Source organism: Saccharopolyspora sp. NPDC002686, from assembly GCF_040295745.1.
GTDB classification, from domain to species: domain Bacteria; phylum Actinomycetota; class Actinomycetes; order Mycobacteriales; family Pseudonocardiaceae; genus Saccharopolyspora; species Saccharopolyspora oryzae.
In genome coordinates this window covers 1-14,012 of sequence record NZ_JBEOVY010000024.1, presented here as the reverse complement: position 1 = coordinate 14,012, position 14,012 = coordinate 1, and the positions used below count along the sequence as shown (strand labels likewise).

At 70.2% G+C, this 14,012-nt stretch carries 15 protein-coding genes; 10 read left to right on the top strand and 5 right to left on the bottom strand.

The features are described 5' to 3' along the window. Nucleotides 1–225: 225 nt before the first annotated feature. Together ABTZ89_RS05440 and ABTZ89_RS05435 are read left to right on the top strand one after the other, a co-directional pair. Nucleotides 226–981, top strand: a complete 756-nt coding sequence (locus ABTZ89_RS05440; RefSeq protein WP_270953629.1) for an alpha/beta fold hydrolase — start codon at nt 226–228, stop codon at nt 979–981. A gap of 93 nt (nt 982–1,074) precedes the next feature. Next, nucleotides 1,075–3,150 carry a tetratricopeptide repeat protein gene (locus ABTZ89_RS05435; protein WP_351040534.1) on the top strand — a complete coding sequence of 692 codons (2,076 nt, stop codon included), beginning with the start codon at nt 1,075–1,077 and terminating at the stop codon, nt 3,148–3,150. On the opposite strand, the gene ABTZ89_RS05430 is transcribed toward ABTZ89_RS05435, so the two are convergent. Further along, complete coding sequence (locus ABTZ89_RS05430) at nt 3,141–4,853, bottom strand: hypothetical protein (RefSeq protein ID WP_351040531.1); 1,713 nt, start codon at nt 4,851–4,853, stop codon at nt 3,141–3,143. The two genes, ABTZ89_RS05435 and ABTZ89_RS05430, sit on opposite strands and share 10 nt — an antisense overlap. Before the next feature lie 489 nt (nt 4,854–5,342). Between ABTZ89_RS05430 and ABTZ89_RS05425 the strand changes: the two genes are divergently transcribed. From ABTZ89_RS05425 to trhA, 4 genes are all read left to right on the top strand, one after another. Beyond that, nucleotides 5,343–5,546: a cold-shock protein gene (locus ABTZ89_RS05425; protein ID WP_270952600.1), complete on the top strand. Its 204-nt coding sequence runs from the start codon at nt 5,343–5,345 to the stop codon at nt 5,544–5,546. 348 nt (nt 5,547–5,894) lie between these two features. Continuing rightward, the gene (locus ABTZ89_RS05420) at nt 5,895–6,272 is read left to right on the top strand and encodes an STAS domain-containing protein (protein WP_351040527.1); all 378 of its coding nucleotides are present in this window, start codon (nt 5,895–5,897) and stop codon (nt 6,270–6,272) included. Next, a complete protein-coding gene (locus ABTZ89_RS05415; RefSeq protein WP_351040525.1) occupies nt 6,272–6,448 on the top strand; it encodes a hypothetical protein in 177 nt (58 codons plus the stop codon). The genes ABTZ89_RS05420 and ABTZ89_RS05415 overlap by 1 nt, the downstream gene beginning before the upstream one ends. Before the next feature lie 383 nt (nt 6,449–6,831). Further along, entirely contained in the window at nt 6,832–7,524 is a 693-nt protein-coding gene (trhA, locus tag ABTZ89_RS05410; RefSeq protein WP_351040522.1) for a PAQR family membrane homeostasis protein TrhA, read from the top strand. Nucleotides 7,525–7,573: 49 nt separating this feature from the next. Here trhA and ABTZ89_RS05405 read toward each other — a convergent pair whose 3' ends face one another. Next, nucleotides 7,574–7,735: a hypothetical protein gene (locus tag ABTZ89_RS05405; protein ID WP_270952604.1), complete on the bottom strand. Its 162-nt coding sequence runs from the start codon at nt 7,733–7,735 to the stop codon at nt 7,574–7,576. 12 nt (nt 7,736–7,747) lie between these two features. Next, nucleotides 7,748–8,050, bottom strand: a complete 303-nt coding sequence (locus ABTZ89_RS05400) for a MerR family transcriptional regulator (protein WP_270952606.1) — start codon at nt 8,048–8,050, stop codon at nt 7,748–7,750. A 389-nt stretch (nt 8,051–8,439) separates the two neighbouring features. On the opposite strand from ABTZ89_RS05400, the gene ABTZ89_RS05395 reads away from it, so the two are divergent. Continuing rightward, nucleotides 8,440–8,898: a DUF3574 domain-containing protein gene (locus ABTZ89_RS05395; protein WP_351040518.1), complete on the top strand. Its 459-nt coding sequence runs from the start codon at nt 8,440–8,442 to the stop codon at nt 8,896–8,898. 152 nt (nt 8,899–9,050) lie between these two features. On the opposite strand, the gene ABTZ89_RS05390 is transcribed toward ABTZ89_RS05395, so the two are convergent. Further along, on the bottom strand, nt 9,051–9,968 hold the full coding sequence (locus ABTZ89_RS05390) for a DMT family transporter (RefSeq protein WP_351040515.1): 918 nt from the start codon (nt 9,966–9,968) through the stop codon (nt 9,051–9,053). A gap of 83 nt (nt 9,969–10,051) precedes the next feature. Here ABTZ89_RS05390 and ABTZ89_RS05385 point away from each other — a divergent pair, with 83 nt between their 5' ends. Next, nucleotides 10,052–10,933, top strand: coding sequence for a LysR family transcriptional regulator (locus tag ABTZ89_RS05385; RefSeq protein WP_351040512.1), 882 nt, complete (start codon nt 10,052–10,054; stop codon nt 10,931–10,933). Nucleotides 10,934–10,982: 49 nt separating this feature from the next. Then, complete coding sequence (locus ABTZ89_RS05380) at nt 10,983–11,444, top strand: DUF7144 family membrane protein (RefSeq protein ID WP_351040509.1); 462 nt, start codon at nt 10,983–10,985, stop codon at nt 11,442–11,444. Nucleotides 11,445–11,456: 12 nt separating this feature from the next. Here the strand turns inward: ABTZ89_RS05380 and ABTZ89_RS05375 are convergent, their stop codons facing one another. After that, entirely contained in the window at nt 11,457–12,968 is a 1,512-nt protein-coding gene (locus ABTZ89_RS05375) for a molybdopterin-dependent oxidoreductase (protein ID WP_351040506.1), read from the bottom strand. Between the two features lie 136 nt (nt 12,969–13,104). Between ABTZ89_RS05375 and ABTZ89_RS05370 the strand changes: the two genes are divergently transcribed. Continuing rightward, nucleotides 13,105–14,012 (top strand): NAD-dependent epimerase/dehydratase family protein (locus ABTZ89_RS05370; RefSeq protein ID WP_351040503.1); only part of this gene is annotated, 908 nt, incomplete at its 3' end.

Below are 14,012 nucleotides of genomic sequence, written 5' to 3'. Positions count from 1 at the left end.
ATCAACCTTCTAGGTGCTGCCGTACCGGCCGGGCCGGGACGCCGAACGTTGTGCGAGTCAGCGTGCGCGGGCGGTCGGTGCGCACCAAACAAATGTACGCCGAGCGGCCGGGGCGGAACCTGCCCGGGCGAAGCGGCGGCTGATCAGGTGGTGCCGGATCGAGGTCGGTGCGCGGGGTTGACCGGTCCGCCATGCTGGGGCGCGAGTCGATCTAGGAGGTCTCGCGTGCCAGAGGAAATCGGTGCTGGGCAGCACCCGGTCATCGCGTTGCACGGCTGGTTCGGTTCGGGCGCGGCCTGGCGGCCGCTGCACCCGCACCTCGACGGCAGCCGGTTCCGGTACGTGTTCCCGGACTACCGCGGCTACGGCGAACGCATCGACGAGCCGGGCGCGCACACCTTGGAAGAAGCCGCGCAGGACGTGCTGGCGCTCGCCGACGAGCTGGGCTTCGACCGGTTCTCGCTGATCGGCCACTCGATGGGCGGCGCGGTGATGCAGCGCGTGCTGGCCGATGCGCCGCAGCGGGTGCGGGCGATGGTCGGGATCTCCCCGGTTCCTGCCAGCGGTGTTCCGTTCGACGACCAGGGCTGGGCGCTGTTCACCGGCGCGGTCGAGGAGACCGGTAACCGGCGCGCCATCATCGACCTGACCACCGGCAACCGGCTGACCGGTGTGTGGCTGGACGCGACCGTGCGCCACTCCCTGGAGCATTCCGACCGGCAAGCGTTCGGCGACTACCTGGTGGCGTGGGCGAAGGCGGACTTCCACGCCGAGGTCCAGGACAACCCGGTGCCGGTGAAGGTGATCGTCGGCGAGCACGACCCCGCGCTGGGCGCGGCGACCATGCAGGCGACCTTCCAGCAGCACTACCCGAACTGCGCGCTGGACACCTTGAGCAACGCCGGCCACTACGCGATCGACGAAACCCCGGTCGCGCTGGCCACCAGCATCGAGCAGTTCCTCGCCGCCATCGACACCTGATCCCGCCGCTGCGAGTTCGATGACTTGCCGGATCGCGCCCGACACGAAGCGTTACGCTGGCCCGGTGATCTTCGGTGCGAGGGGAGCTGGGGGATGACCGGGCACGACGTCGGCGGAAACCACTTCGACGGCGAATCGGAGAACGTCGTGCAGGCGCGCGACATCCACGGCGACGTCCACTTCCACGCACCGAAGTCGCCCAGGCCGTCGCCGAACCAGGTCCCGCCGCCCACCAAGTTCTTCACCAACAACGAGCGGCAGCTCAAGGACACCAGCAAGTACCTGCGACCCGACGAGGAAGCAGAGCACCAGGCGCCGAAGGTCGTGGTGCTGGAGGGAGCACCGGGCAGCGGCAAGAGCGAGACCGCTCACCAGTGGGTTCACCAGCACCGCGCAGCTTTCCCCGACGGCGCTTTTTATGCTCCGCTCGAGGCCGGGACCGACGAAACCGGGCTGGTGGGCGAGGCGCTGCTGCAGTGCCTGCTCGGCGTCGGCTACTCGCCCGAGGAGATCCCGGCGGATCTGGGCGGGCGCTCGAACCTGTGGCGCTCGTGGACCACCGGCAAGCGGCTGGTGTTGGTGGTGAACGGCGCAGTCACCGCAGCGCAGGTGCTGCCGCTGCTGCCCGGGGCCGGGAATTCGGCCGTGCTGGTCACCGCCGCTCGTTCGCTGATCTCGCTGCGGGCGCGTGCCGGGGCCGAGTTCGTCCCGCTCGAACCGCTGTCGAAGGAGTCCGCCCGGAAGCTGCTGTGCCGCATCGTCGGCGATGCGCGCGACCTGGCGGACGAACCGGGACCGGTCGACGAACTGATCGAGCGCTGCGCCGGGCAGACGATCGCCCTGTGCGTTGCCGGATCCGAGCTCGCGGGACGCCCAGAACGACCGGTGGCGCGCTTGGTGCGTGAGCTGTCGAACGAAAGACGCCGCCTCGCCGCGCTGTCCCGCGACCACGACCTGTCGGTCGAGGCGGTGTTCAACACCGCCGTCGGGCGCCTCGATGAACAGGCGCGCCTGGTCTACGAGGCGTTCGGCCAGCACCCCGGCGTCGGCGAGGTCGGCTCGGTGGCATTGGCCGAAGCCGTCCGGCTCGACGAGTTCGACCTGCAGGACGCGCTCGACCAGCTGGTTTCCGCGCACCTGATTCGGGAGGTGGGCGACGACCGCTACTCCGCCCATGCGCTCGTCCGCGACCACGCGCGTCTCCTCGCCGGCGCCATCACCGAGGTGAACGACCGGTTCATCGCGTTCTACGTCCGCCGGGCCCTTTCGGCGGGGCATGCGGTGCAGCCGAAGCGCGGATGGATGGAGGCGTTGTGGCCGGGTTTCCAGCCGGAGCCGATCGGGCCCGACGAGGCCTGGGCGTGGCTGGAGGCCGAGCGGGTCAACGTCCAGGCGGTTGCGGGTGAGCTGCACGCCGCCGGATCGGAGCTGGTCTGCCAGCTGGCGGTCGCGTTGTGGCCCTTCCAAGAGCAGGGCAAGCACGTCGACGACATGGACGTGATCAACCGCCATGCGGTCGAGGTCGCGACCCACCGCGAGCTGACCTTCGCCGCGGGGCTCGCCCTGATCCAGCGCGGATTCGCCTTCCGTGCGCGAGGGGAGTCCGACAAGGCCGCCGAGCTGTTCGCCGGAGGCGAGGAGAAGGCTCGCGCGGTCGAACGCGACGATTTGACCGCCACCGCTGTGGAATCGCTGGGCATCAGCTTGCGCGATCAGGGTGACCGCGGGGGAGCGCGCCCCGTTCTGGAGCGGAACCTGGTGATGGCCGAGCGGCTGGACGATCCGCGGCGATTGGCGTTGGCACGGATGCACCTCGGTTCGGTTGCCGAGCCCCAGCGCGGCGAGGAGCTGCTGAACCAGGCGCTCGCCGCGTTCGCGTCCGAGCCCTACAACGCGGCGAAGACGCGGATGTGGCGGGGACGTCGGCGCACCGAGCTGGCGCGCTACGACGACGCGAACGCTGACCTGCGTGCCGCGTTGGAGTACATGACCGAGCACGGGAAGCACTTCGACCGGGCGCAGGTCCTGGTCGGTCTCGGGGACAACGCGTTGGCCGCCGGTGATGGGGAGGCGGCGCGGGAGCACTTCCTGGGTGCCGCTGCGGTGTGCCGGACGCGTGGTTTCGCCGAGCTGGGCGAGCAGGTGCAGGTCCGGCTCGATCAGTCCTGAGTGGACAGCTGGACGAGTTCCTCGCGCGATCCCAAGCGGATTCGGAGCTGATCGGGCAGATCGTGCGGCTTCCGGCCGGAGCAGAGCCAGGCGTGCAGGACGGCGGCGCACACCGGACCGAGGTCGTCGGCGCCCCGGAGGCGCACTGCGGGCAGATCGGTGCCACCGATGATCCACTGGCCCGCGCGGTCGCGCGTCGCTGCGAGCAGGCAGCCGGGCAGGCGGGACAGCGAAGCGCGGATCCAGCGCAGCGGGTCGTCGTAGCGGTCGTCGTGGACGAGCACTTCCGCGAGTTCCAGCCACCGCCGGTCCGGTTCGTCGGCGCAGGCCACGAGCACGCCACCGGAGGAAGGTTCGTCGAGCGCCGCGGCCGGGAAACGGGTCACTTCTGCCGTCTGCGCGGTCAGCTGGACCTGGACCAGCTGGCTGCCGGCGCCGACGGGCTCGAATGCCGGCAGCGGGACGGCGGCGGAATCCGCGGGCGTCGCTGGTTCTGCCAAGTCCAGGCGGGTGTAGATCTCAGCGCGCAGCAACGCCGCTGAGCGGCCGGGCTCGGAGGTCGCGAGCTCGGTGATGGGGGCGTACTTCTCCGGTGAATGGCCGTCGATCGCTGCGTTGACCTGCTCTTTCAGTGCGACGCTCGGGTCCAGGCGGGGTGCGGTTCGCAGCAGTGCGGCGATCGGGGAAGCCGGGTCGACGGTCTCCTCGGGCCAGGTCGCCAGCAGGACCGGGGTGCCCAGCGCGGCCGAGTAGAACGTCACCGAACCGTGGTCGCCGACGGTGACGTCGGCCGCGACCAGCCCGGCCCGCCAGCCCTCTTCCGGCGGCAGGACCACGACACCGGCCCGGGCGCACTCGGCCAGCCACATCCGCACCTGCCAGGGCGAATGCCCGTGCCAGATGTTCGGGTGCAGCGCCACCACGACGCGGTACTCGTCCAGCGGCAACTGACGGGCGAGGTCAAGCACCAGCGACGGGTGCCGGCCGAACAGCGAAGGACCGCCCCAGGTGGAGGAGACCACGACGCAGCGCTGGTCGGGGTGGATGCCCAGCCGGTTGCGGTAGGAATCCCGCAGCGGGCGGCTGGCCAGCATCCGGTCGAAGCAGGGATCACCCGCGACCAGCGCGATCGGAACGGCTGCCGGGCAGTACCGCGAGAGGCGGTCGAGCTGCTCGCGGTGCGACATGACCGCGACGGAGGGAACTACCTCGCCCTCGTGCAACAACCACGCATCGGAAAGACCGAAGACCGGATTCTCCGGGATTCTCCGGGATTCTCCGGGATTCTCCGGGATTCTCCGGGATTCTCCGGGATTCTCCGGGATTCTCCGGGATTCTAGAAATTTATTGTAGCCCATTCCGTGGGGAAGGACGATCAACGGCGCGTTGACCTCGTGCAGCGGTCCGCCGTAGCTCGCCGAGACGGCGAGGTCGAATTCGCCGCGCACCGCCTGCGCCCAGTCGATCGGTGCGATGCCGCGCTCGGCGAGGAATTCGGTGGTGCCGGTGGTGAACGCGCTCGATCCGATGCAGGTGAACGCGGTCTGGACGCGAAGGTCGCCGGCCCAGAGCGGCACCACGTCGAGCAGTCGGGTGGCCGCGGTGACGTTGTGCACGACCACCAGCACGCGCCGGGTGGTCGGGGTGGTTCGCCACCGCTCGCCGGGCGCGCCGATCAGCAGGTCGTTCCACTCCAGCGCCACGGTGATCATCCTATCGGCCGGGTGCGGTTGCCCGATCGCGGGAATTCGGGCGGCCGGTAGCGCGGTGGACCTGAGGTCGGGTTCTGGGGCCGGTCCGCGCTGTTCAGCGGCCGTGGTAGGTGAAGGCCGCCCGGCGGAGTGCCGCAGGGACCTCGTGGTGCGCGGTCCAAGCCACGATGCGCCTGCCCCGGCGGCGGAGTCGTGCGCTGGCGCTTCGCGGCCCTCGGCGGCACCTGATGCCGCCCCGGAGCCGGGTGCTGAGTGAGTCCACCGGTGCGCCCCGGGTGTTGACGGCACGCGGGGCGTGTAGGGTGAGTGGTGGTCGTTGTATTTCTGGGTTCGTGTTTTGTGCATGCTCGCAGGATGTTGATGCGGGCGAGCTTCTTTCTTTGGTTTGCAGCTGGAGTGAGCCGCCGTCTGAGATCCCCCGGCCCGGGCCTCCGCACGGTGTGGGTGCCCGTGATACCCCAGCTCCCGAAGGAGACTGACATGACCAACGGAACCGTGAAGTGGTTCAACTCGGAAAAGGGCTTCGGCTTCATCGCCCCGGACGACGGCGGCCCTGACGTCTTCGTGCACTACTCGGCCATCGACGCCGGCGGCTTCCGCAGCCTGGACGAGGACCAGCAGGTGACCTACGAGGTCAGCCAGGGTCCCAAGGGCCCGCAGGCCGACCTCGTGCGCGCGGTCTGAGACTCCGCTGAGTTTCTTCCCGGCCCGCACCTCGTGTGCGGGCCGGGGACTACGGTTTCACCCGGCATCGCTCCCGCACCCGCCATTTGCGGTGCGGTGGAGGCGGGCCGAACCGATCTAGTCCAGCAGCACGCTCTCCGCCGTGACGACGCTGCCCGCCACTGGGCGCGCAACGAAACGGCTGGCCGCAGCCTGCTGCAACACCAGTTTTCTCTCTTCCGGTTGAGCCGAGCGCGTTTGCGCGGGCCGGGTTCCCGGAGCCGAGCCTTGTTTCTGCCTGCGGTCCTGCAGCGGCGACTCTCTGCGTTGCGCCAGGTCACAGGATCCTTCGACGTGCATTGGAGCCCGATGCGGGCTAACTACAGCCTGATCACGACCCTGCCCACAGTGTTCACAGTGGATGGTGACCTCGCTGGCGACGGTGTCACCCTGCTCGCCGAGTGGCTCTGGCCGCACCTGCTGACCGGACCACCGGACACGCTCGTGGACCTGGCCCTGGCCAGCACCATCGATACCGCCGGGCTCGACCTCCTGGTCGCTGCACGCACCTACGCGGCCCATCGGCACATCCCCCTCCACATCATCAACGCGGCGCCCCGGGTGCTTCGCGTGCTGCATGCGGCCGGAGTGAGCGCACTCCCGGGCCGCAGCCCCCGCGCCGAGTTCGCGACCACCACGGCCGCGACGCCTGCGCCTCGGCAGCACACCGCGGCGGTGATGGCCTGATGCGGCACTCCCGCCACGTCGCGCGGACGTTGTCCGATGACGCCTGGCAGATCACCGATGCCGAAGGCCAGCACACCGCGCGCATCGCAGGCACCGAACACGACGCGATCGCCCGCGCCCACCACCAGCTCGCCGCATACGGCGGAGGACGCGTGTTCGTCACCGACGCCGACTGACCACCCCACTACCTGCCCGCTGAACGTGAAGCCGAAAAAGGCTGCGCCCGTGGGCATGAGCCTTCCCGAAAGGACCTTCCTGTGAACCTTTCCACCTCCCTCCGCCCCGGCAACGGGCCTCGGAGCGGCTCCGCGCAGGTTGACCGGCGCGGGGCTCTCCCGCGCCACGACCCGCGCCCACCCCGCGATCGGAGGCCGGTGGCGCCGGTGGCGTTCCTCGAGCCCAGCACGCCCCGCACCACCCCAGCCCCCCAGCCTCGGCGCACAGATCAGGACGAGGAGACTCTGCGCCCCCTCCGCGCCCCGTTTACCGCCGACGAGCCCGGAGGTCAGCGGTCGAACGCATAAGCCCTGCGCAGCACGAACATTCGTACCCTGGTGGCATGAGCGAAGTTCTGACGACGCGTCGCGCCTACGCTTCGGTCAAACCCTGGATGCGAGGGTGGATTCACCTGGCCAGCGTGATCGGGTTCTCCGCATCCGGCACCGTGCTGATCACCCTGGCCGCCACGACCGGCCGGCCGACGACAACCGTGGCCGTGGCGCTCTACATGGCCGGGGTGCTCGGCCTGTTCGGTGTCAGTGCCGTCTACCACCTCATCACGTGGCGCTCCGAACGTGCTCGCACCTGGATGCGGCGGCTGGATCACTCGATGATCTTCCTGCTGATCGCAGGCACCTACACTCCGATCAGCCTGCTGGCCCTGCCCCAGGACACCGCGCGCATCGTGCTGGGCGTGGTGTGGGCCGGAGCGCTTGGCGGCATGCTGCTCAAACTCGCCTGGCCCCACGCGCCGCGCTGGGTCGGTGTCCCGCTCTACATCGCTCTCGGCTGGGTCGCGGTGTTCGTCCTCGGCGACCTGCTGCGCACCGCCGGTGTCGCGGGACTGGTGCTGCTGCTGGCGGGTGGCGTCCTCTACACCCTCGGCGCCCTCAGCTACGCCACCCGGTGGCCCGACCCGTGGCCGAGCACGTTCGGCTACCACGAGGTCTTCCACACCGCCGTCACCGCAGCGGCGATCTGCCACCACATCACGGTCTGGCTCCTCCTGCCCATCACAACCGCCACCTCTTGACGCGGCGAGCAGACCCCCGGCTCTCCCACCTGGGAGCGCCGGGGGTCTGTCATGTGGCGAGGTTGTTCAGGAAGACCATGCCGCTGTGGGCTGCGGCGGCGAGTCCGTCCAGCACTGCGCGGGTCAGATCAGCGGCCTCAACAGGCGCGGTCACCACGAAGTAGGCCACCAACGCCGCGGACAGCCACGCGGCGGCCAGTCGGGCACGCACAGGCACTTCTCCTCATTTCTCCGGCGGGCCGGTGTGCTCGGCGAGCTGGTCCTCGAGGGTGATGATCCGGCACGCCGCAGCAACCGGAGTGCCTTGGTCGATGAGTTCGCGGGCGCGTTGGGCCCGCCGCAGTTGCCGCCGCGAGTAGCGCCGGTGCCCCCCGGCCGAACGCTGCGGATCGATGAGGCCGGCCTCTTCCAGCGACCGCAGGAACGGCTGGGTCACCTCCAGCATCTCCGCAGCCCGCCCCATCGTGTAGGCGGGGTAATCCTCGTCGTCGAACTTCGCGTCGGCGCCGTGCCGATCCTCGTTCAATACCGCTCCCTCACCCCTCAACAAGGCCCCCGGCGCACCACTGGTGCACCGGGGGCCGCGAGGAGGTAATTACTCACTACTCAGGCCGCTCATCCATCCACGAACACCGGGAGTGGGGCGGCGGGGAAAACAATGACTCGACGACCCCCTTCTCACTCGCGTACGGATTGCGGACTTACCCTTTTTCGCTCCCTGGGGGCAACCGGCCGGTTGCCCCCAGGGACCTGCCAATACAGCTCCACTTTCATCACTCGCGGCGCCGATTCGTCGATGATGGCGCGTTAGTGCTCTCCGTCTGTGGAGAGATACCCTAACAGGGTCAAGCGAGCATGTCTACAGCGGCGACCGCAGAAATTTTCCCGGGCTGCGGTGGGCTTACTGTTCCTGGCGTGAAGAAGACGATCATGCGACCGTGGCGCCTGACCACGGCAGTTCTGGCCTCCGCCCTGATCGGAGCGGCCGCGCCCGCCGCCTACGGCGCGTTCGGCGACGAGGCTCCGGTGCAGAGCGGACGGGGCACGCCGTACGTCGAGACCAGCCTGATGTTCGGCACCGTGCGTCCCGACGGCGGAGCTCCGGTCACCGACGAGCAGTTCCACTCCTTCGTCGACGAGGTCGTCACGCCGCTGTTCCCGGCGGGGCTCACGGTGCAGGACGGTTACGGCCAGTACCGCGACGACAACGGCGTGGTGGAGAAGGAGCGCTCCTTCGAGCTGGTCCTGCTCTACCCGGTCGCCGAGTACCAGGACAGCGACCCGAAGATCGAGCAGATCCGCTCCGAGTACACCAAGCGCTTCGCGCAGGAATCGGTGCTGCGCATCGACGACCGCTCAGCCGTGGACTTCTGAGCGGCTGCGTCACGTCGATCCGGGCTTGGTCGTCGTCGGCGGGAGCTGGCTGACCGCCTCTCGTCCGGCGTTTCCGAGGCAGCGTCCGGCCGCGTCACCCGGGGTCGCGCCACCTCCGCGAGGAATTGAGGCGGGCCCCGGGTGACGGCGGATCAGGTGGTGCGGGGAGCGCGGCGGGAGATCGCGACGCCGATGAGGCAGATCACGCCGCCGAGCAGGGCGTAGGTCGTCGGAACTTCGCTCAGCAGCAGCCAGGACAGCCCGGTCGAGACCGCTGGGACCGCGTAGGTCGAGGCGGTGAGCCGGCCCGCGTTCATCCGGCGCAGGGCGTAGGACCAGGTGGTGAAGCCGACAGCGGTCGGGAACAGTCCCAAGTAGACAGTGCTGAGGACGGCGTCGAGCGGAGCGGTCTGGAGCTCGTCCAGCAGCTGCGGGGTCCACGGCAGGAGAACCGCGGTCGCGACCACGCAGCCGAGCCAGATCGCGATCAGCCCGTCGATGCCGCGCAGCGCGACCTTCTGGAGCAGCACGCCCGCCGCGTACAGGACGGCGGCGACCAGGCACAGCACCACACCCATCCCGTCGCGGTTCCCGGCCGAGCCGAACGCGATGATCGAGAGCCCGCCCAGGGCGACCAGCGAACCGGCGATCAGCACCTTCGAGTAGCCCTCGCCCAGGAACAGCCCGGCGCCGAACGCGACCAGCAGCGGTGCGATGTTCACCAGCAGCGCGGCCGTTCCCGCGTCGATGTGCAGTTCGGCGGTGTTGAGCACCACCGTGTAAGCGGCCAGCCAGAGCACCGAGTACACCGCGACGAGCACCAGGGTCCGGCGCGACTTCGGCACCGGCGGGCGGCCGCGGAACCGGATCAGCACCAGGACGGTGAGCGCGGTCGCCGCGACCGCGAGGCGCAGCAGCGCCATGGGTGCGGGGGACAGCGACTGCCCGATGCTTCGGATCGCCACGAAGGACGACGCCCACAGCAGCACGGTCACGAGGGCGGCGGCAGCGGCCCGGTTGCGCTCGTCGGTGGCGGGAGCGGGTTGCAGGGTCTGGGTCTGTTCGGTCACGACAATTATCGTTACCAAGCCAAAACGAAAGGACAAGTGATTATTTCTACCGAAAGATTAAGCAGTGCTGTACGATTCTGGGTGTGCTTGACCTGCCAAGACTGCGCGTGCTCCGGGCGGTCGTCGCCACCGGATCGATCCGTGCGAGCGCTGACGCGCTCGGCTACACGCCGTCCGCGGTGAGCCAGCAGCTCGCCTCGCTCCAGCGCGAGACCGGCCTGCAGCTGTTCGAACGGGTCGGTCGCGGGATCGAACCGACCACCGCGGGCCAGACCCTCGCGGCCGAAGCCGAGCCGCTGTTCGCCGCGGTCAGCCGACTCGAAGGCGTGGTCGGCGACCTGCGCGCCGGACGCATCGGCAGCCTGTCGATCGGCTACTTCAGCACCGCCGGGGCGACCTGGCTGCCCTCGATCGTCGCCGCGCTGCGCGCCGAATTCCCCGAACTGCGGCTGGAACTGCGGCTGACCGAGCACGATCCGTCCGATCCGGACATCGACATCTTCGTCGAGCGGCCCGGCACCGAGCACCCGCCGCACGTGGAGGTGCGCCACCTCACCGACGACCCGTACCTGGTGGTCGTCCGCGACGACGACCCGCTCGCCGGGCGCGAGGAGGTGCCGCTGGCCGAACTGGCCGAAAGGCACTGGGTGGACAACGACTTCGCCGCCGGAGCGTGCCGGCAGGTGCTCCTGGAAGCGTGCGCCGAGGCGGGGTACGCGCCGCGGTTCGCAGTGGAGACCCGCGACTACCAGACCGCGATCCCGTTCGTGGCAACGGGAATCGGCATCACGGTGATCCCGCGCCTGGGCATCGGGAACCTGCCCGCCGGGCTGACCGCGGTCCCCGTGGTGGCGCCGGCGCCGATGCGCCGGATCAACGTCGCGGTGAAGAAGTCGATCGCCGACCACCCCGCCGCGCGGCGCACCGTCGCACTGCTGCACGAACTCACCGCCGTCGACTTTTGAACCTCGCCCGCTGCGGGCACTCCTGTTGCACGAGCGATGGGAGGGAGCCATGACGTCCGAACCGAGCGCAGGGCGGACCGAGCAGCGCGCCGGGACGGCGCACAGCACTTGGGCGCTGGCCGGCTCGCCGCCCGCCGGGGCCCCGACCGGATGGCTCGCCTTCGCCGGCTCGATGCTGGGGCTGCTGGGGATCTTCAACATCATCACCGGCGTCACCGCGCTGGTCCGCCCCGGGTACTTCCTGGTCGCCCCCACCCGGCTGCTGGTGTTCAACTACCCGGTCTGGGGCTGGATCTGGGTCGTCTTCGGCCTGGTGCAGGTGGCCGTCGGCATCGGCGCGGTGTACGGCCGGGGCTGGGCCCGCTTCATCGGCATCGACCTCGCCGCGCTCTGCGCCATCGGGCACCTGGTGTTCCTCACCGCGTTCCCGCTGTGGTCGGTCCTGGTCATCGCCCTGTCGGTGATGGTCATCTACGGCCTGGTCGTGCGAAGTCCAGCAGGACACCTGTGACGTGGTGCCCGCTCACCGGCACGTGATCCGGACCGAATGCCACCCGGTCGCGCCGTCGGGCACCACGCCCTGCCGCCGCGGGGTCTGCGTCTGCCCGGTCCGGTCGGTGGCGCGGCATTCGATCACGTGCTCCCCGGGCGGGAGTTGCAGCACGGCCCGCCACATCCGCCAGGTGTCCCGGCTGACGTCGACGGCGAGTTCGGCGACCTGCCACGATCCGCCGTCGGCGCGGACCTCGACCCGGTCGATCCCGGTGTGCTGCGCCCAGGCGATCCCGGCGACCGTGACCGCCCCCGCGGGCACCGGCGGCCCGGGCTGCGGCCGATCGATGCGGGACTCCGTCTTGATCGGTGCCTGCCGCGCCCAACCGCGCCGTTCCCAGTAGTGGGGCCGGTCGAAGGTCGTCACCTCGGCGTCCACCAGCCACTTGGTCGCCGAAACGTAGCCGTACAGGCCCGGCACGACCATCCGGACCGGGAAGCCGTGCTCGGCGGGCAGCGGCTCGCCGTTCATCTCGACCGCCAGCAGCGCGCCCCGGTCGGGTTCGAGCAGCACGTCGAGCGGAGTGCCCGCGGTGTAGCCGTCGACGCTGGTGGTGAACAGCTGCTGCGCCCCGGGCCGCACCCCGGCTTCGAGCAGCAGGTCGCGCACCGGCACCCCGGTGAACGTCGCGGTGGAGATCAGGTTCCCGCCGACCTGGTTGGAGACGCAGGTGAGCGTGATCTGCCGGGCTTCCAGCCTGCGCCGGAGCAGGTCGTCGAAGCTCAGTACGAGCTCGCGCTGCACCATGCCGTGCAGCCGCAGCTGCCAGTCCTCCGCGCGGAGCTGCGGAACGGTCAGCGCGGTGTCGATCCGGTAGAAGTCGCGGTTCGCGGTGAGGAAGGTCGGGGTGCCGGAGGACGCGAAGTCGGCGCCTCGCGGGACGGGTGGGGACGGAACTTCCGGGATCCTCGCGGCGGCGGTTCGCCGCGAGGTCGACACCCCGGTCGCGTTCTGGAGGAAACTGCCCGCCAGACCGGCGACACCGGCCCCGACCAGCGTGATCCCGGTGGTGATCAGGAACCGCCGCCGATCGGAGTCCAGGCCCGTCGAGGCCATCCCGGCGACGTGGTGCAGCCACCAGAACACGACCACGCCGACAACCAGCGAGGTCAGCGCCGCGGCCAGGCCGCCGTCCGAGCTGGCCACCGCCGCGCTCACGCCGACCAGCCCGAAAACCGCGATCAAGGTGGCCCCGGGCCACGCGCGCCGTCGGGACAGCAGCCCGGCGCAGACGGCGAGCAGCGCGATCACGAGCGTCATGCCCACCATCAGCGCCGTCTTGTCGCCGGTGCCGAACGCGGCGATGGCGAACTCCTTCACCGGCTCCGGCGTCAGGTAGATCACCGAGTTGCCGACGGCCACGAGCGGTGAGGTGCGGGTGCCGGTGATGCCCGCGACCAGGTGCCCGGAGCCGAGCGCGGCGGCGGTGGCGAACAGCCCGACCACGGCTGCGCGCATCCGCGGGATGGGGACAGGGGTCATGGCTCCATTCGACGGCCCGAAAGCGGGCTGGGCCAGTCATGACGACGATTCGTAAGACAACGGCAAGACCTTGTGGATTGCTTACGGCCGACCGCTCGGACAGCCGGATCGGGCTGGTCGCTCGTACGGTCGTGGCGTGCGAGTTCTGGTCACCGGCGGTGCCGGGTTCATCGGATCGGCGGCCGCCGACGCGTTGGCCGCGAGGGGCCACGACGTCGTCCTGCTGGACGCGTTCCTTCCGCAGGCGCACGGGGAGGACCGGCCTTCGCGCCATCCGCTGGTGCGCGGCGATGTGCGCGATCCCGAGCTGCTCCGCGAAGTGCTCCGGGACGTCGACGTCGTGTGCCACCAAGCGGCGATGGTCGGGCACGGCCTCGATCCGTCCGACATGCCCGACTACGCGTCGCACAACGACTACGGGACGGCGGTGCTGCTCGCCGCCATGCACGCGACCGGGGTGCGCCGCCTGGTGCTGGCGTCCTCGATGGTCGTCTACGGCGAAGGGCGTTACCGCTGCCCCCAGCACGCGTTCGTCAAACCGGCGCCGCGGCAGGCCGAGGATCTGGCTGCCGGCCGGTTCGAGCCGAGATGTCCGGACTGCGCGACACCGCTGGAGCCCGAGCTGGTCCCGGAAGACGCCGACCTCGATCCGCGCAGCACCTACGCGGCGACGAAGCTGGCCCAGGAACACCTCGCCGCCGCGTGGGCCAGGCAGACCGGTGGCGGCACATGGGCACTGCGCTACCACAACGTCTACGGCCCGTGGATGCCCAGCGGGACCCCGTACGCCGGTGTGGCGTCGCTATTCCGCTCGGCCCTGCACCGAGGTGAAGCTCCGGTGGTCCTGGAAGACGGCCGCCAGCGGCGGGACTTCGTTCACGTCAGCGATGTCGCGGCGGCGAACGTCGCCGCGGTGGAGGCCGAGCCGCCGCCGGGCGAGTTGGACGCGCTGAACATCTGCTCCGGCGAGCCGCACACCATCGGCGATCTCGCCCGCGAGCTGGCGCGGGCGTGCGGCGGGCCGGAGCCGCACGTCGCCGGTGG